Consider the following 16476-nt stretch of genomic DNA (forward strand, 5'->3'; position numbering starts at 1 on the left):
TAAATGACAAGCGCTTGATTTGCGTCAAAAACATTTACCCAAAAGGGGCTATTTTCTCACTCCTTATGTTTGTCATGGCCTGGAATGGAGACGGAGAATGAAAGTTTGTGGCGCTCGCCGTGTTCGGGTATACTACTTTCCCGTCCTGGTTATTCCATCGTTTCACCCTAACTTCTCAGGTTCAGCATGACAACGAACTATATTTTTGTGACCGGCGGGGTCGTATCCTCTCTGGGTAAAGGCATTGCCGCAGCCTCCCTCGCAGCCATTCTTGAAGCCCGTGGCCTCAATGTGACCATGATGAAACTGGATCCGTACATCAACGTCGATCCTGGCACCATGAGCCCAACCCAACACGGGGAAGTGTTCGTTACTGAAGACGGCGCTGAAACCGATCTGGATCTTGGCCACTACGAGCGTTTCATTCGTACCAAAATGACCCGTCGTAATAACTTCACGACTGGCCGCATCTACTCTGACGTTCTGCGTAAAGAGCGACGTGGTGACTATCTGGGCGCGACCGTGCAGGTTATCCCACACATCACTAACGCCATCAAAGAGCGTGTCCTTGCCGGTGGCGAAGGGCATGACGTTGTGCTGGTTGAAATCGGTGGTACCGTGGGTGATATCGAATCCCTGCCGTTCCTCGAAGCGATTCGTCAGCTGGCGGTAGACATTGGTCGTGAACACGCGCTGTTCATGCACCTGACGCTGGTGCCTTACATGGCGGCGGCAGGTGAAGTGAAAACCAAACCGACCCAGCACTCTGTTAAAGAGCTGCTCTCTATTGGTATTCAGCCTGACATCCTGGTTTGCCGTTCCGATCGCGCCATTCCGGCGAACGAACGTGCGAAAATTGCATTGTTCTGTAACGTGCCTGAAAAAGCCGTTATTTCAATGAAAGATGTCGATTCCATTTATAAAATCCCGGGCCTGTTGAAATCACAGGGTCTGGACGATTATATTTGTAAACGATTCAGCTTGAACTGTCCGGAAGCTAACCTGTCTGAATGGGAACAGGTTATTTACGAAGAAGCCAACCCGGCAGGCGAAGTGACTATCGGTATGGTCGGCAAGTACATTGAGCTGCCGGATGCCTATAAGTCCGTGATCGAAGCGCTGAAACACGGTGGTCTGAAGAACCGTGTCTCCGTGAACATCAAGCTGATTGATTCGCAGGATGTTGAAACGCGTGGCGTTGAAATCCTGAAAGATCTGGATGCTATCCTTATCCCTGGCGGCTTCGGCTACCGTGGTGTAGAAGGCAAGATCGCCACCGCGCGTTATGCGCGTGAAAACAATATTCCATACCTCGGCATCTGTCTGGGTATGCAGGTTGCGCTGATCGAATTTGCGCGCAACGTAGCGGGAATGGAAAACGCGAACTCTACGGAATTTGTGCCAGACTGTAAGTACCCTGTTGTGGCGCTTATCACTGAATGGCGTGATGAAGACGGTAACGTCGAAGTCCGTACCGAGAAGAGCGATCTGGGTGGCACTATGCGTCTCGGCGCACAGGCCTGCCAGCTGACTGACGATAGCGTGGTTCGCAAGCTGTACGGCGAGCCGGTCATCACCGAGCGCCATCGTCACCGCTATGAAGTCAACAACATGCTGTTGAAACAAATTGAAGCTGCGGGTCTGCGTGTTGCGGGCCGCTCCGGGGATGATCAGTTAGTCGAGATCATCGAAGTGCCAAACCATCCGTGGTTTGTCGCCTGCCAGTTCCACCCGGAATTTACTTCAACGCCACGTGACGGGCATCCGCTGTTTGCAGGCTTTGTGAAGGCCGCCAGCGACTACCAGAAGCGTCAGGCGAAGTAAAAAAAGTTAGAACGGCAACGCGTACCTTTGGTACGCGTTGTTTGTCTGGAGTTTTAGTTTAACTTGTACTGAGGAAAATCTAATGTCCAAAATCGTTAAAGTCATCGGTCGTGAAATCATCGACTCCCGTGGTAACCCGACCGTTGAAGCCGAAGTTCATCTGGAAGGTGGTTTCGTCGGTATGGCAGCTGCTCCATCAGGTGCTTCTACCGGTTCCCGCGAAGCGCTGGAACTGCGTGATGGCGACAAATCCCGTTTCATGGGCAAAGGCGTACTGAAAGCGGTTGGCGCTGTTAACGGTCCTATTGCTCAGGCTATCGTTGGCAAAGATGCCAAAGATCAGGCTGGCATCGACAAGATCATGATCGATCTGGACGGTACTGAAAACAAATCTAACTTCGGTGCGAACGCAATCCTGGCCGTTTCCCTGGCGAACGCCAAAGCGGCTGCGGCGGCTAAAGGTATGCCACTGTTCGAGCACATCGCTGAACTGAACGGCACCCCAGGCAAATACTCCATGCCTGTACCAATGATGAACATCATCAACGGTGGTGAGCACGCAGACAACAACGTTGATATTCAGGAATTCATGATTCAGCCAGTTGGCGCGAAATCCCTGAAAGAAGCAGTACGTATGGGTTCTGAAGTGTTCCACAACCTGGCTAAAGTTCTGAAAGCTAAAGGTATGAACACGGCTGTGGGTGACGAAGGTGGCTATGCGCCAAACCTGGGTTCTAACGCAGAAGCACTGGCTGTTATCGCAGAAGCGGTAAAAGCAGCGGGCTACGAGCTGGGCAAAGACATCACCCTGGCGATGGACTGTGCAGCATCTGAATTCTACAAAGACGGTAAATACGTTCTGGCTGGCGAAGGCAACAAAGCGTTCACCTCCGAAGAGTTCACTCACTTCCTGGAAGACCTGACCAAACAGTACCCAATCGTGTCTATCGAAGACGGTCTGGACGAGTCTGACTGGGCTGGCTTCGCATACCAGACTAAAGTACTGGGCGACAAAATCCAGCTGGTGGGTGACGACCTGTTCGTAACCAACACCAAGATCCTGAAAGAAGGTATCGAGAAAGGCATCGTTAACTCCATCCTGATCAAATTCAACCAGATCGGTTCCCTGACCGAAACGCTGGCTGCGATCAAAATGGCGAAAGACGCTGGCTACACCGCGGTTATCTCTCACCGTTCTGGCGAAACTGAAGACGCGACCATTGCTGACCTGGCTGTGGGTACCGCTGCTGGCCAGATCAAAACGGGTTCTATGAGCCGTTCTGACCGTGTTGCTAAATACAACCAGCTGATTCGTATCGAAGAAGCGCTGGGCGAAAAAGCACCATACAACGGTCGTAAAGAGATCAAAGGCCAGGCGTAATCGCCTAAGCCTTAACATGAAAATGCCAGTCGAATGACTGGCATTTTTTTTGGCTATTTAAAATCGACCGCCATTTGCTCCGGAATGGTCAGCCCCCGGGTGGTTTGCACGCAGCGGGCAATATAATCCGTAAACCGGGGTGGCTTCGGCATCCCCATGCTCAGCAGCTTATCGTTGCTGAATCGCACGTTAAGCGTGGCAAACGCACCGTATAACCGCATGGCTCTCAGCATCAGACGTTCGTTGCACGGGCCAAAAATCGTTTTCAGTTCACGGCGCATTCTGACCAGCGTTTCGTAGCTGACCTGTGCGTACTTATCGCCGACGGGTGCTTTCTCCAGCGCCTGCGCCATCGCATTATCAATATCCGCAAAGCGAACGCTGTTCTCTTCTCCGGCCGAAATGTGTACCACTTCCCCCGGACGCGCGTTGCTGTTGAGCAGCATTAACAGCGCGTCGGCGCAATAATCCACCGGGACAACGTCGATCCGGTCCTCCATCGAGCACATAAACTTCTGCAGCATCAGGCCCATGCTGAAGACCCAGAAAATACTGCTCGAGGGCGTGCAGCCGTGGCGGGTATGGCCGACAACGATGGACGGACGCGCGATGAGCAGCGGCAGGTTCGGACATTCCTGGCGCATCAGCTGTTCGATGGTTGACTTCGAAAACGTGTATTCCACCAGGTGTTCAGCATTCTCTCTGAATTCGGCGCTTTCGGCGACCAGGGAATCCTGCTCCGGCGTACATGACATTGCCGTGCCCACGTGGAGGAAGCGTTGTAGCGTTGAAACCTGCTCCATGCGGCGCGCCAGTGCCAGCGTTCCTTCCACGTTGACCTTCCAGATGAGCGGGTTGTTACCAAATGAGGCAACAGCTGCACAGTTCACGACATGCGTGACCTGGTCCAGACGCGGATCGTTCAGGAAGGCTTCAGGCTGGCTGAGATCGCCAATGAGGATATTGTCCACGCTCAGAGTGGCCAGTTTGTCCTCAGGAACGTTGAACTTGCGCATGTTCTCCAACACGCGCTCCAGCCCGCTCTGCGGATCGCTGGCACGCGCGAGCAAAAGCAGTTTTACGGATTGATCGCTGGTCAGAATTTTTTCCAGTACTGCACCGCCCAGAAATCCCGTCACACCTGTAATCATTAACATCTTCATTAATACCGTCTCATTATGATTGATGAGGCGGATTGTAGGCGTGCAAAAGTAAACGGCATTTAAATAATAAAACGCCGAAATAGACAGCATCTTAAGCTTATTTTAAGGAAAGGAATTCAGGTGGAGATATTGGACATTACAGGCAGGGTGAAAATTCAATTTATTAAAATGAATATTTCAACGTGATGATTTTAAAGTCCTTTTTGTGGTGCTTATCGGGTGGTGAATTTAATTCTAAATGTAATAAATATAATACTTTGTTACACCAAACATTTACCGGATAAATGATTTAAACACCACTTAACTTAAATCAGGCGACATTAAGCGCAGGCTATTTTATTTAGCCTGCGAAGGGTTTTTAGAGTAACAGAGGAAGCGTGGCGCTGGCCGTTTGCTGGCTAACGTCGCCGTAACGGCCATCCAGCGCAATCAAGGACGTGGTCAGCAGTTCGACCAGCAGCATGACCCCAACTTTGGCATTGAGCGCGCCCGCGCTAAGCGGCCCCTCTGGCTTGGCGGCCACCAGCTGCATGTCGCTCAGGGACGCCAGCGGGCTACGAGGCGTATTGCTGAGTGCCAGAACCTTAGCGCCGCGCTTGCGGGCAAGCTTCACCACGTGGAGTAGATCCCGCGTTGAGCCGGAACTGGAGATAGCCACCACCAGGGTTTCTGACGAAAGCGTTGTCGCATTCATTGCCGCGCGATGCATATCGCTAAACAGCTGTGCGGGTTTGCCCAGCCGCAACAGCTTGTAGTGCAGATACTCCCCGAGGATCGCGCTGGCCGCAACGCCATAAATCTGCACCGACTGCGCCTGATGCAGCGCCAGCGCGGCCTTTTCAAGCAGCGTGCGGTCAAGGAGCCGGGCGGTGTCCTGCAAAGCCTGCACCGACTCATCCACGACGTTATCAATCTCATCCCCCGCCTGACGCGCGGGCTGGCCCTGCTGAATATCCAGCGCAAGCGCCATTTTAAATTCGTTATAGCCCTTGCAGCCCAGCGTGCGGCAAAGACGCGTCACGCTGGCCTCGCTGGTGTGGCTCTCGCGCGCCAGTTCGGTGATCGTCAGGTAGAGCACCCGGGCAGGATCGCTGAGAACAAACTCACCGAGTTTTTGTTGTGTTGGGCTGTACCCGGAAGCCTCCTGGCGTAGCTTCAGCAGCAGGTTTTCATGGTCTGACATGCTCGATCCTTAATGCGTTTCTCTGCGACTAGTGTGGCGGAAAGCGGGGGAAGGATGCCAGTCATTTCGAAAAAGTATGATCGTTGTCCTGGTTTTTGATGATGATTTTCACTATCTAAAATTAATATGGTAAAAATTTTCATCTATTAATGGGGGGATGAAAAAATGATGCAAATATTCAGTGGGGCTTCTTCAGGGGGATGGTTTGAAAAAGCGCAGCGCTTTGGCAAATCCTTTATGTTGCCGATTGCCGTGCTGCCTGCGGCAGGTCTGCTGCTGGGGATAGGCGGCGCGCTATCCAATCCCAACACGCTGGCGGCCTATCCGTTTTTAGACGTGAGCTGGCTGCAGGCCATTTTCACCATCATGAGCAGCGCAGGATCCATCGTGTTTGCGAACCTCTCGGTGCTGTTTGCGGTTGGGGTCGCCGTCGGGCTGGCAAAAAGCGATAAGGGCACGGCGGGGCTGGCGGCGCTTCTCGCGTTTCTGGTGATGAATGCCACCATCAACGCGCTGCTGATCCTCACCGGCAAACTGGCGCATGAGAACCCGGGTGCGGTGGGGCAGGGCATGACGCTGGGTATTCAGACGCTGGAAACCGGCGTCTTTGGCGGCGTGGTGATTGGGCTGGTAACCTGCGCGCTCCATCATCGGTTTAACAAGATTGCACTTCCGCAGTTCCTGGGCTTTTTTGGCGGCTCGCGCTTTGTTCCTATCATCAGCTCGCTGGCGGCGATACTCGTCGGTGCGCTCATGACCGTGGTCTGGCCACATTTCCAGAAGCTGATTTTTGGTCTCGGCGGGCTGGTGGATGCGACCGGCTATCTGGGTACTTTGCTGTACGGCTTCATTTTACGCATGCTGGGTCCGTTCGGTCTGCACCACATCTTCTATCTGCCTTTCTGGACCACCGCGCTTGGCGGGAGTGAAATCGTCAACGGACACCTCGTGGAAGGCACGCAGCGGATCTTCTTCGCTCAGCTGGCTGACCCGAACACGCAACATTTCTATGAGGGCACGTCACGCTTCATGTCCGGGCGCTTTATTACGATGATGTTTGGCCTGCTCGGGGCGTGCCTGGCGATGTACCACACGGCAAAACCCGAGAACAAAAAACGCGTTGCCGGGCTGCTGCTTTCTGCGGCGTTAACCTCGTTCCTGACCGGGATTACCGAGCCTATCGAATTCTCGTTCCTGTTTATTGCGCCGGTGCTCTACGTCATCCATGCGCTGTTTGACGGGCTGGCATTCATGCTCGCGCACATGCTGCATATCACCATCGGGCAAACCTTCTCCGGCGGTTTCATCGACTTCGTGCTGTTCGGCATTTTGCAGGGAGAAGCCAAAACCAACTGGATGTTCGTTCCGCTGGTCGGCGTACCGTGGTTCTTCCTTTACTACTTTACCTTCCGCTATCTGATTAACCGCTTTGATTTCGCGACGCCAGGTCGGGAAAAGGAGGCGATGGCTGATGAGGTCAGTCTGCCGCAAAACGAACGCGCAGCCGCGGTGATCGCCGGATTAGGCGGAAAAGAGAATCTGGACGAGGTGGACTGCTGCGCCACGCGTCTTCGCGTCACGGTTAAAGACGGCAGCAAAGTGAATGAGTCGGCACTGAAAGCCACCGGGGCGCGCGGCGTTATCGTGCGCGGCAACGGCGTTCAGGTCATTTATGGCCCGCACGTCACGATTATCAAAAACGAAGTGGAAGAGATCTTATCGTAATGAAAACTGTACTGGATACCCTGAAGGGAAAACTGGTCGTCTCCTGTCAGGCGCTGGAAAATGAACCGCTGCACAGCCCGTTTATTATGTCGCGCATGGCGCTGGCTGCGGCACAGGGCGGGGCTGCCGCCATTCGCGCGAACAGCGTGGTGGATATCGAGGCCATCAGGCAGCAGGTGTCTTTGCCGGTCATCGGCATCATCAAACGGGATTATCCCGAAAGCGAGGTGTTTATCACCGCGACAATGAAAGAGGTGGATGAGCTCATGAGCGTCTCGCCGGACATCATTGCGCTTGATGCGACGGCGCGGCCACGTCCCGGCGGAGAATCTCTGGAAACGCTGGTCTCACGCATCCGCGCACGTTATCCCGCGGTGCTGCTGATGGCGGATATCTCCTCCGTGGAGGAAGCCGTGACGGCGCAGGCGCTGGGCTTTGACTGCGTCGGCACCACGCTTTACGGCTACACGGCGGAAACGGCGGGCAATTCTCTTCCGGAAAACGACTGCGCCTTCCTGAAGGCGGTGCTGGCCGCCGTGACGGTGCCCGTGGTTGCCGAAGGCAACGTGGATACCCCCGAGCGTGCGGCCAGGTGTCTGGCGCTGGGCGCGCATACGGTGGTGGTCGGCGGCGCGATCACCCGTCCGCAGCAAATTACCGAACGGTTTATGGCGGCGATTGACGCGCAAAGCACCGATGGAGCATGACCATCCGGCGGGGATCTGCGATACTTATCGTTTATCCCCTTTACTGAGATGACTATGCAGTACCCGATTAACGAGATGTTCCAGACCCTGCAAGGCGAGGGTTACTTTACCGGCGTTCCCGCTATTTTCATTCGTTTACAGGGATGCCCGGTTGGCTGTGCCTGGTGTGATACCAAACATACGTGGGATAAGCTCGCAGATCGGGAAGTGTCGCTGTTTAGCATTCTGGCGAAAACCAAAGAGAGCGATAAGTGGGGGGCAGGCAGTGCTGAGGATCTGCTCGCCATCATTGGTCGTCAGGGCTGGACGGCGCGTCACGTGGTGATCACCGGCGGTGAACCCTGCATCCACGATCTGACGCCGCTGACCGAGCTGCTCGAAAAGAACGGCTACAGCTGCCAGATCGAAACCAGCGGCACCCATGAAGTGCGCTGCTCGCACACCACCTGGGTGACGGTATCGCCAAAAGTGAATATGCGCGGCGGGTATGACGTGCTGTCTCAGGCGCTGGAGCGCGCGGATGAGATTAAGCACCCGGTAGGACGCGTGCGTGATATCGAAGCGCTGGATGAACTGCTGGCCACGCTGACGGACGAAAAGCAGCGGGTCATTGCCCTGCAGCCTATCAGCCAGAAAGACGATGCAACGCGTCTGTGCATTGAAACCTGTATTGCGCGCAACTGGCGCCTGTCGATGCAGACGCATAAGTATCTGAATATCGCCTGAAAAAAGCCCGATGGCGCGAGCGCTTACCGGGCCTGGGTTTCGAGGCTTTTGTAGGCCGGGTAAGGCGAAGCCGCCACCCGGCAAGCATCACTCGCCGCGATAGATGCAGCCCGCGGTGCAGGTCTCTTTGATCATCACCGCGCTCAGCAGCGGTACCCGCGGTTTCATCTGATCCCAAATCCATTTTGCCAGCACTTCGCTGGTCGGGTTTTCAAGGCCCGGGATCTCATTCAGGTAGTAGTGATCCAGACGATCGTAGGTCGGCTTAAACGCCGCCTTCAGCTCGGCAAAATCCATGATCCAACCGGTATGCGGATCAACTTCACCGGTGATCTCAAGACGCACCATGAACGAATGCCCGTGCAGACGGCCACATTTATGCCCTTCAGGGACATGCGGAAGGTGGTGGGCGGCTTCGAAGGTGAAATCTTTAAACAGTGTGGTGGACATGATCGCTCTCAGTAATGCGGAAAAAACCGCCGCATAGTACCGGAAAGCACAATTTTTAGCATTAACTAAAACGGCTCTGAGCGGCAACCGCCTCGTATACGGGGTGTTTATCGCTATTTCTTCTTATATTTCAAATAATTATTTAATCGGTTTTATCGCTAAGCATGACAACCAAAACAGGTTAGTCCATTTGGTTATTTATTATTTCCATCCCTTCTTTAATTGTTATTATCCTCGCCGTTAACCTTATCTTCAGTTTGGATTTATTCGCTTAAAGTCCGCTTGGCTACTGGAACATAACGACGCATGACAACACAGGCCCCACCTTCAAATTTGCTTCCCCTGAACCCGGAGCAACTGGCGCGCCTTCAGGCTGCCACCTCTGATTTTTCTCCCACTCAGCTTGCCTGGGTCTCCGGTTATTTCTGGGGAATGCTTAATCAGCAGCCTGGCGCTGTGGCGGGTGCACCGGCCACGGCCGTAGAAATTCCGGCCATTACCCTGATTTCCGCCTCGCAGACGGGTAACGCCCGCCGCGTGGCCGAAGCGCTGCGTGACGACCTGCTGGCCGCCAGGCTGAACGTGAACCTGGTCAACGCCGGGGATTATAAATTTAAGCAAATCGCGTCAGAAAAACTGCTGGTGGTGGTGGCTTCTACGCAGGGTGAAGGTGAACCCGCAGAAGAAGCGGTGGCGCTGCATAAGTTCCTGTTCTCGAAAAAAGCGCCGAAGCTGGATGGCACGGCGTTTGCCGTCTTTGGCCTGGGCGATACCTCCTATGAATTCTTCTGCCAGTCCGGCAAAGACTTCGACAGCAGGCTGGCGGAGCTGGGCGCAGAGCGCCTGCTGGACCGCGTTGACGCGGATGTCGAATACCAGGCCGCCGCCGCCGAATGGCGTGTCCGCATCGTTGACGTGCTAAAAGCGCGCGTGCCGAAAGAGACGTCGACGCAGGCCGCGTTCACCGCGACGGGTGCTGTTAACGACATCCACACCAGCCCGTACACCAAAGAGGCGCCGCTGGCGGCGAGCCTGTCGGTGAACCAGAAAATTACCGGCCGCGATTCCGAAAAAGATGTGCGCCATATCGAAATCGATCTGGGCGACTCGGGCCTGCGCTATCAGCCTGGCGATGCGCTGGGCGTCTGGTATCAGAACGATCCGGCGCTGGTGAAAGAGCTGGTTGATCTGCTGTGGCTGAAAGGCGACGAGCCCGTCACCGTTGACGGCAAAACGCAGCCGCTTTCTGAAGCGTTGCAGTGGCATTTTGAGCTGACGGTGAATACCCCGAATATCGTCGAAAATTATGCCACCTTAACGCGCAGCGAATCCCTACTGCCGCTGGTGGGCGACAAGGCGAAGCTGCAGCATTACGCCGCGACGACGCCGATTGTCGATATGGTGCGCTTCTCTCCGGCTCAGCTGGATGCCGATGCGCTGATCGGCCTGCTGCGTCCGCTGACCCCACGCCTGTACTCCATTGCCTCGTCTCAGGCCGAGGTGGAGAGCGAAGTGCATATCACCGTCGGCGTGGTGCGCTACGACATCGAAGGTCGCGCCCGTACGGGTGGGGCATCGGGCTTCCTGGCAGACCGCGTGGAAGAAGAGGGCGAAGTGCGCGTCTTTATCGAGCACAACGACAACTTCCGCCTGCCGGCAAACCCGGAAACACCGGTCATCATGATTGGCCCGGGCACCGGCATTGCGCCGTTCCGCGCCTTCATGCAGCAGCGTGCGGCGGATGGCGCACCGGGTAAAAACTGGCTGTTCTTCGGCAACCCGCACTTTACGGAAGATTTCCTCTACCAGGTGGAGTGGCAGCGCTATGTGAAAGAAGGCGTACTGACCCGCATCGATCTGGCCTGGTCCCGCGACCAGAAAGAAAAAGTATACGTACAAGACAAACTGCGCGAACAGGGCGCAGAGCTGTGGCGCTGGATCAATGACGGTGCCCACATTTATGTCTGCGGCGACGCCAATCGCATGGCGAAAGACGTTGAGCAGACTTTGCTGGAAGTGATTGCCGAATTCGGCGGTATGGATGCCGAAGCGGCGGATGAATTTTTAAGTGAGCTGCGCGTTGAGCGCCGTTATCAGCGAGATGTCTACTAATGAGCGAAAAACATCCAGGGCCACTGGTGGTCGAAGGTAAACTGACAGACGCCGAGCGCATGAAGCTGGAAAGCAACTATCTGCGTGGCACCATTGCTGAAGATCTGAATGACGGTCTCACCGGCGGTTTCAAAGGCGATAACTTCCTGCTGATCCGTTTCCACGGCATGTATCAGCAGGACGACCGCGACATCCGCGCCGAGCGTGCAGAGCAGAAGCTGGAGCCGCGTCATGCGATGCTGCTGCGCTGCCGTCTGCCGGGTGGGGTGATTACCACCAAACAGTGGCAGGCGATCGACAAGTTTGCCGGTGAAAACACGATCTACGGCAGCATCCGTCTGACTAACCGTCAGACCTTCCAGTTCCACGGCATTCTGAAGAAGAACGTCAAGCCGGTGCATCAGATGCTGCACTCCGTTGGGCTGGACGCGCTGGCGACCGCCAACGACATGAACCGTAACGTGCTCTGCACCTCGAACCCGTATGAGTCCGAGCTGCATGCCGAAGCGTACGAGTGGGCGAAGAAGATCTCCGAGCACCTGCTGCCGCGCACGCGCGCCTATGCAGAGATCTGGCTCGATCAGGAAAAAGTCGCCACCACCGACGAAGAGCCGATCCTTGGCCAGACCTACCTGCCGCGTAAGTTTAAAACTACGGTGGTGATCCCGCCGCAGAACGATATCGACCTGCACGCCAACGACATGAACTTCGTGGCGATTGCCGAAAACGGCAAGCTGGTGGGCTTTAACCTGCTGGTGGGCGGCGGCCTGTCCATTGAGCACGGTAACAAGAAAACCTACGCCCGTACCGCCAGCGAGTTCGGCTTCCTGCCGCTGGAGCATACGCTGGCCGTGGCGGAAGCGGTGGTGACGACCCAGCGCGACTGGGGTAACCGTACCGACCGTAAAAACGCGAAAACCAAATACACCCTGGAGCGCGTGGGCGTCGAGACGTTCAAAGCGGAAGTGGAGCGTCGCGCGGGCATCAAGTTTGAGCCGATCCGCCCTTACGAATTCACCGGTCGCGGCGATCGCATTGGCTGGGTGAAGGGTATCGATAATAAATGGCACCTGACGCTGTTTATCGAAAACGGCCGTATTCTAGATTATCCGGGGCGTCCGCTGAAAACCGGTCTGCTGGAAATTGCGAAGATCCATAAGGGCGAGTTCCGCATTACCGCTAACCAGAACCTGATCATTGCCGGCGTGCCGGAAAGCCAAAAGGCGAAGATCGAGAAGCTGGCGCGCGATCACGGGTTAATGGATGCGGTCAAACCGCAGCGTGAAAACTCAATGGCCTGCGTGTCGTTCCCGACCTGTCCGCTGGCGATGGCGGAAGCGGAACGTTTCCTGCCGTCATTCACTGACAAGGTAGAAGCGATTCTGGAAAAACACGGCATTCCGGACGAGCATATTGTTATGCGCGTGACGGGCTGCCCGAACGGCTGCGGTCGCGCGATGCTGGCCGAACTGGGGCTGGTGGGGAAAGCGCCGGGGCGCTACAACCTGCACCTGGGCGGTAACCGTATCGGCACGCGCATTCCGCGTATGTTCCGCGAGAACATCACCGAGCCGGAAATTCTTGATTCCATCGACGAGCTTGTCGGGCGCTGGGCGAAAGAGCGCGAAGCGGGTGAAGGCTTCGGTGACTTTACGGTGCGTGCGGGCATCATTCGCCCGGTGCTCGATCCCGCCAGGGATTTCTGGGAGTAACCACGAGAGGTAACTATGTCCGAACTCGATCTAAACGCCCTTAATGACCTGCCAAAAGTCGAACGCATTCTGGCGCTGGCAGAAACCAATGCCCACCTTGAAAAGCTGGACGCCGAAGGGCGCGTGGCGTGGGCCCTGGAAAACCTGCCGGGAGAGTATGTGCTCTCGTCGAGCTTTGGTATTCAGGCGGCGGTCAGCCTGCATCTGGTGAATCAGATCCGTCCGGACATTCCGGTGATCCTCACCGATACCGGCTACCTGTTCCCGGAGACCTACCAGTTTATTGACGAGCTGACGGACAAGCTCAGGCTGAACCTCAAGGTCTACCGCGCGACGGAAAGCGCGGCCTGGCAGGAGGCGCGCTACGGCAAGCTGTGGGAGCAGGGCGTTGAGGGCATTGAGAAATACAATGAGATCAACAAGGTCGAGCCGATGAACCGGGCGCTGAAAGAGCTTAATGCCCAGACGTGGTTCGCGGGCCTGCGCCGCGAGCAGTCCGGCAGCCGGGCAACCTTACCGGTGCTGGCGGTGCAGCGCGGGGTCTTTAAAGTGCTGCCGATTATCGACTGGGACAACCGGACGGTGTATCAGTACCTGCAAAAGCACGGGCTGAAATACCATCCGCTGTGGGACCAGGGCTATCTGTCGGTGGGCGATACCCACACCACGCGTAAGTGGGAACCGGGAATGGCGGAAGAAGAGACGCGATTCTTCGGGCTGAAGCGCGAGTGCGGGTTGCACGAAGGGTGATAACCTTTTTGCCCGGTGGCGCTGCGCTTACCGGGCCTGCTAAGGCTCGTTCCATATGTAGGCCCGGTAAGGCGTAGCCGCCACCGGGCTTAACGGCCTCAGGCTTTCCCCGCTTTCGCCAGCTCCTTCACCAGCGGCAGCATCACCTTCACCACATCACGACTGCGGTGTTCAATCCGCTGCGGCAGCGCGCGATCGATGTGCTGCTGATTGTCCAGCATCACGTTGTGCCAGCTCGTCCCGTCCGGGAAGGCCTTCGATTTAGCCCGCTGCTGGTAGCCATCTTTTTTGCCCAGCGCCCAGTTCGTCGCTTCCACGTACAGCACCGGAATGCCCGCCTTATCGAACACTTCCCCGTCGTTGCAGCAGCCTGTGCCTCGCGGATAATCCGGGTTACCGCCAGGGTTGCTGGTGGCATAAACCCCATGGCTGCGGGCTATCGCCAGCGCCCGGTCGCGCGTCAGTTTCCGCACGGTACCCGGCGTACTCTGCCCGCTGTTGAAATAGAGCTTGTCGCCGACGATCAGGTTGTCGAGGTTGATCACCAGCAGCGTATTTTTCTTCTCCTCAGCGCTCATGCGCTTAAGGAGATTCTCAGCGCCGAGTTTGCCCTCTTCCTCACCGCTGGTGGCAACAAAACGAATGCCATATTGGGTGGGAATATCTTTCATCCGCTCGGCCAGTTCAAGCATCACGCCGAGGCCTGCGGCATTGTCGTCCATGCCCTGCAGCGTCAGCCCGCCAAGATTGTTATCCGTATCGGCGTCACTCATCGGGGCGTAGGTATCAAGGTGCGCCATAATGATAATTTGCTCTTTTGCGCTGCCTTCGTGGGCCGCAATCACCGTACTGCCGGTCACGTTATGCCAGTTTTTCGTTTTATTGCGTGAGGTATAGACGTAGCGGCTGTGAAACGATCGGATATCGCTCTGGTAACCCATGTCGGCAAACTGCTGGCGAAGATAGTCCGCGGAGAGCATTTCCGCAGGCGATCCGGTCATGCGGCCAGGGAAAACGGTGGCAATATGCCGCGCCTGCATAGTGGCGATTTCACCATAAGGTTGGTTTTTTGCCTGGGCAGGAAGAATAAAGCAAACGCCGAGCGCCAGGGCAGCAATACGGTGGCGCGTTGCGGAAAACATAGTGAGTCCTTAAAAACAGAGCAAAATAATAACCCGCCTAGTATGAAACTGTGATCGTCCATACACAATTTGAATCGTTCTTAAATGCCCGAAATTTCGCGCGTTAAGCACTTTTTGGTATTAGCTTTTTCACAGCGTTATTCCATTGAGTAACTACTCATTCCAATTCGTAATTTCATTCGGTCTAAGCCGCCCCCTATAGTCCCTCTATTCCTCGTTGTTAGTGAGTTGTTGCCTGTGGACTATCTGCCCTTATTTGCTGCGATTAAAGAGAAACCGGTGCTGGTGGTTGGCACGGGTGAAATCGCCGATCGCAAAATCGCGTTTCTGCAGCGCGCAGGGGCCCAGGTGAAAGTCGTTGAAGAGGCGGATTTCGACGAGTCACAAATCGACAGCGTCGTGCTGGTAATTGCGGCGACCGACGATCGTGAACTGAACCAGCGGATCTCCGACGCCGCTCAGGCCCGTTACCGCCTGGTGAACGTGGTGGACGACCAGCCTTTATGCTCGTTTATTTTCCCGTCGATCGTTGACCGTTCGCCGCTGCTGGTGGCGATCTCCTCCGGCGGTACCGCACCGGTGCTGGCGCGCGTGCTGCGGGAAAAAATCGAAGCGCTGCTGCCGACCAGCCTCGGGCGCATGGCGGAGAAAGCCAGCTACTGGCGCAACCATTTGAAAACCCGCCTGACCAGCGTGACGGAACGCCGTCGCTTCTGGGAACGCGTGTTTCGCGGCCGCTTTGCCAGCCTGATGCATGCCGGTAATGAGACAGCGGCGCAGAAAATCCTCGAGGACGAACTGGATAACCCCGGCAGTACGGGCGGGGAGATCATTCTGGTGGGCGCGGGGCCGGGCGATGCCGGGCTCCTGACGCTGCGCGGCCTGCAGGTGCTGCAGGATGCGGACGTGGTGTTCTACGACCACCTGGTCACCGACGGCGTGCGCGAGCTGATCCGTCGCGACGCGGAGCAAATCTGCGTCGGCAAACGGGCGGGTGAGCACTCGGTGCCGCAGCACGACACCAACCAGATGCTAATTGACGCCGCGAAAGCGGGCAAAACCGTAGTGCGCCTGAAGGGGGGCGATCCGTTCATTTTCGGTCGCGGCGGCGAAGAGCTGCAGGCGGCAGCTGAAGCGGGCGTTCCGTTCCAGGTGGTGCCCGGCATCACGGCGGCTTCTGCGGTAACGGCCTACGCCGGTATCCCGTTGACCCACCGCGATTACGCCCAGAGCGTCACCTTTGTGACCGGCCACTACAAGGCGGACAGCACGCCGTTCGACTGGTCGCATCTCGCCCAGAGCCGCCAGACGCTGGCGATATACATGGGCACGATGAAAGCGGCGGACATCAGCGAACAGCTTATTCAGCACGGTCGCGAGGCGACGACCCCCGTTGCCGTCATTTCTCGCGGCACGCGCGTCGATCAGCATGTTGCTGTCGGCACACTTCAAGACCTTGCAACCCTGGCGAAAGATGCCCCGATGCCTGCCCTGATCGTGGTGGGGGAAGTGGTGCAGCTGCACAGCACGCTCGCCTGGTTTCAGCACACAACCGATACAGAAGGCTTTGGTTCTTCTGTTGTAAATTTGGCTTAAGGAAC

The 16476-nt window shown here is 56.1% G+C and carries 13 protein-coding genes; 9 read left to right on the forward strand and 4 right to left on the reverse strand.

What is annotated here, in order from left to right:
* The first annotated feature begins 186 nt into the window (after positions 1 to 186).
* Positions 187 to 1824 (forward strand): glutamine hydrolyzing CTP synthase, encoded by a 1638-nt coding sequence (gene pyrG / locus LLF79_RS15250; protein ID WP_008499626.1) that lies wholly within the window; start codon positions 187 to 189, stop codon positions 1822 to 1824.
* Positions 1825 to 1906: 82 nt separating this feature from the next.
* The gene (gene eno, locus LLF79_RS15255; RefSeq protein ID WP_003862715.1) at positions 1907 to 3205 is read left to right on the forward strand and encodes a phosphopyruvate hydratase; all 1299 of its coding nucleotides are present in this window, start codon (positions 1907 to 1909) and stop codon (positions 3203 to 3205) included.
* A 53-nt stretch (positions 3206 to 3258) separates the two neighbouring features.
* Here eno and LLF79_RS15260 read toward each other — a convergent pair whose 3' ends face one another.
* Both LLF79_RS15260 and LLF79_RS15265 read right to left on the reverse strand, forming a co-directional pair.
* Entirely contained in the window at positions 3259 to 4368 is a 1110-nt protein-coding gene (locus tag LLF79_RS15260; protein WP_008499625.1) for an SDR family oxidoreductase, read from the reverse strand.
* 358 nt (positions 4369 to 4726) lie between these two features.
* A complete protein-coding gene (locus LLF79_RS15265; RefSeq protein WP_227879808.1) occupies positions 4727 to 5551 on the reverse strand; it encodes a MurR/RpiR family transcriptional regulator in 825 nt (274 codons plus the stop codon).
* A gap of 165 nt (positions 5552 to 5716) precedes the next feature.
* Here LLF79_RS15265 and LLF79_RS15270 point away from each other — a divergent pair, with 165 nt between their 5' ends.
* The 3 genes from LLF79_RS15270 to queE are packed head-to-tail and all read left to right on the forward strand — an operon-like array spanning position 5717 to position 8709.
* Positions 5717 to 7276, forward strand: a complete 1560-nt coding sequence (locus LLF79_RS15270) for a PTS transporter subunit EIIC (protein ID WP_023294452.1) — start codon at positions 5717 to 5719, stop codon at positions 7274 to 7276.
* Positions 7276 to 7983 (forward strand): N-acetylmannosamine-6-phosphate 2-epimerase, encoded by a 708-nt coding sequence (locus LLF79_RS15275; RefSeq protein ID WP_181368231.1) that lies wholly within the window; start codon positions 7276 to 7278, stop codon positions 7981 to 7983. Before LLF79_RS15270 ends, LLF79_RS15275 begins: the two co-directional genes overlap by 1 nt.
* A gap of 54 nt (positions 7984 to 8037) precedes the next feature.
* On the forward strand, positions 8038 to 8709 hold the full coding sequence (queE, locus tag LLF79_RS15280) for a 7-carboxy-7-deazaguanine synthase QueE (RefSeq protein ID WP_021241905.1): 672 nt from the start codon (positions 8038 to 8040) through the stop codon (positions 8707 to 8709).
* Positions 8710 to 8796: 87 nt separating this feature from the next.
* On the opposite strand, the gene queD is transcribed toward queE, so the two are convergent.
* Positions 8797 to 9159 (reverse strand): 6-carboxytetrahydropterin synthase QueD, encoded by a 363-nt coding sequence (queD, locus tag LLF79_RS15285; protein WP_023294450.1) that lies wholly within the window; start codon positions 9157 to 9159, stop codon positions 8797 to 8799.
* Between the two features lie 306 nt (positions 9160 to 9465).
* On the opposite strand from queD, the gene cysJ reads away from it, so the two are divergent.
* From cysJ to cysH, 3 genes are read left to right on the forward strand one after another with little or no spacing between them, the layout of a single operon-like run.
* Entirely contained in the window at positions 9466 to 11271 is a 1806-nt protein-coding gene (cysJ, locus tag LLF79_RS15290; protein WP_227879812.1) for an NADPH-dependent assimilatory sulfite reductase flavoprotein subunit, read from the forward strand.
* Entirely contained in the window at positions 11271 to 12983 is a 1713-nt protein-coding gene (gene cysI, locus LLF79_RS15295; protein ID WP_023325980.1) for an assimilatory sulfite reductase (NADPH) hemoprotein subunit, read from the forward strand. The genes cysJ and cysI overlap by 1 nt, the downstream gene beginning before the upstream one ends.
* Positions 12984 to 12998: 15 nt before the next feature.
* Positions 12999 to 13733 carry a phosphoadenosine phosphosulfate reductase gene (cysH, locus tag LLF79_RS15300; RefSeq protein ID WP_023344813.1) on the forward strand — a complete coding sequence of 245 codons (735 nt, stop codon included), beginning with the start codon at positions 12999 to 13001 and terminating at the stop codon, positions 13731 to 13733.
* A gap of 98 nt (positions 13734 to 13831) precedes the next feature.
* Here cysH and LLF79_RS15305 read toward each other — a convergent pair whose 3' ends face one another.
* A complete protein-coding gene (locus tag LLF79_RS15305) occupies positions 13832 to 14875 on the reverse strand; it encodes an aminopeptidase (protein WP_008499615.1) in 1044 nt (347 codons plus the stop codon).
* A gap of 237 nt (positions 14876 to 15112) precedes the next feature.
* On the opposite strand from LLF79_RS15305, the gene cysG reads away from it, so the two are divergent.
* Entirely contained in the window at positions 15113 to 16471 is a 1359-nt protein-coding gene (cysG, locus tag LLF79_RS15310; protein WP_025912399.1) for a siroheme synthase CysG, read from the forward strand.
* The last annotated feature ends 5 nt before the right edge of the window (positions 16472 to 16476 follow it).

The organism is Enterobacter cloacae complex sp. 2021EL-01169 (assembly GCF_020733125.1).
Taxonomy (GTDB): Bacteria; Pseudomonadota; Gammaproteobacteria; order Enterobacterales; family Enterobacteriaceae; genus Enterobacter; species Enterobacter roggenkampii.

Bases quoted from the DNA above. Each gene is read 5' to 3' on its own strand.
- pyrG (WP_008499626.1), top strand. From the start codon at position 187: ATGACAACGAACTATATTTTTGTGACCGGCGGGGTCGTATCCTCTCTG.
- eno (WP_003862715.1), top strand. From the start codon at position 1,907: ATGTCCAAAATCGTTAAAGTCATCGGTCGTGAAATCATCGACTCCCGT.
- LLF79_RS15260 (WP_008499625.1), bottom strand. From the start codon at position 4,368: ATGAAGATGTTAATGATTACAGGTGTGACGGGATTTCTGGGCGGTGCA.
- LLF79_RS15265 (WP_227879808.1), bottom strand. From the start codon at position 5,551: ATGTCAGACCATGAAAACCTGCTGCTGAAGCTACGCCAGGAGGCTTCC.
- LLF79_RS15270 (WP_023294452.1), top strand. From the start codon at position 5,717: ATGATGCAAATATTCAGTGGGGCTTCTTCAGGGGGATGGTTTGAAAAA.
- LLF79_RS15275 (WP_181368231.1), top strand. From the start codon at position 7,276: ATGAAAACTGTACTGGATACCCTGAAGGGAAAACTGGTCGTCTCCTGT.
- queE (WP_021241905.1), top strand. From the start codon at position 8,038: ATGCAGTACCCGATTAACGAGATGTTCCAGACCCTGCAAGGCGAGGGT.
- queD (WP_023294450.1), bottom strand. From the start codon at position 9,159: ATGTCCACCACACTGTTTAAAGATTTCACCTTCGAAGCCGCCCACCAC.
- cysJ (WP_227879812.1), top strand. From the start codon at position 9,466: ATGACAACACAGGCCCCACCTTCAAATTTGCTTCCCCTGAACCCGGAG.
- cysI (WP_023325980.1), top strand. From the start codon at position 11,271: ATGAGCGAAAAACATCCAGGGCCACTGGTGGTCGAAGGTAAACTGACA.
- cysH (WP_023344813.1), top strand. From the start codon at position 12,999: ATGTCCGAACTCGATCTAAACGCCCTTAATGACCTGCCAAAAGTCGAA.
- LLF79_RS15305 (WP_008499615.1), bottom strand. From the start codon at position 14,875: ATGTTTTCCGCAACGCGCCACCGTATTGCTGCCCTGGCGCTCGGCGTT.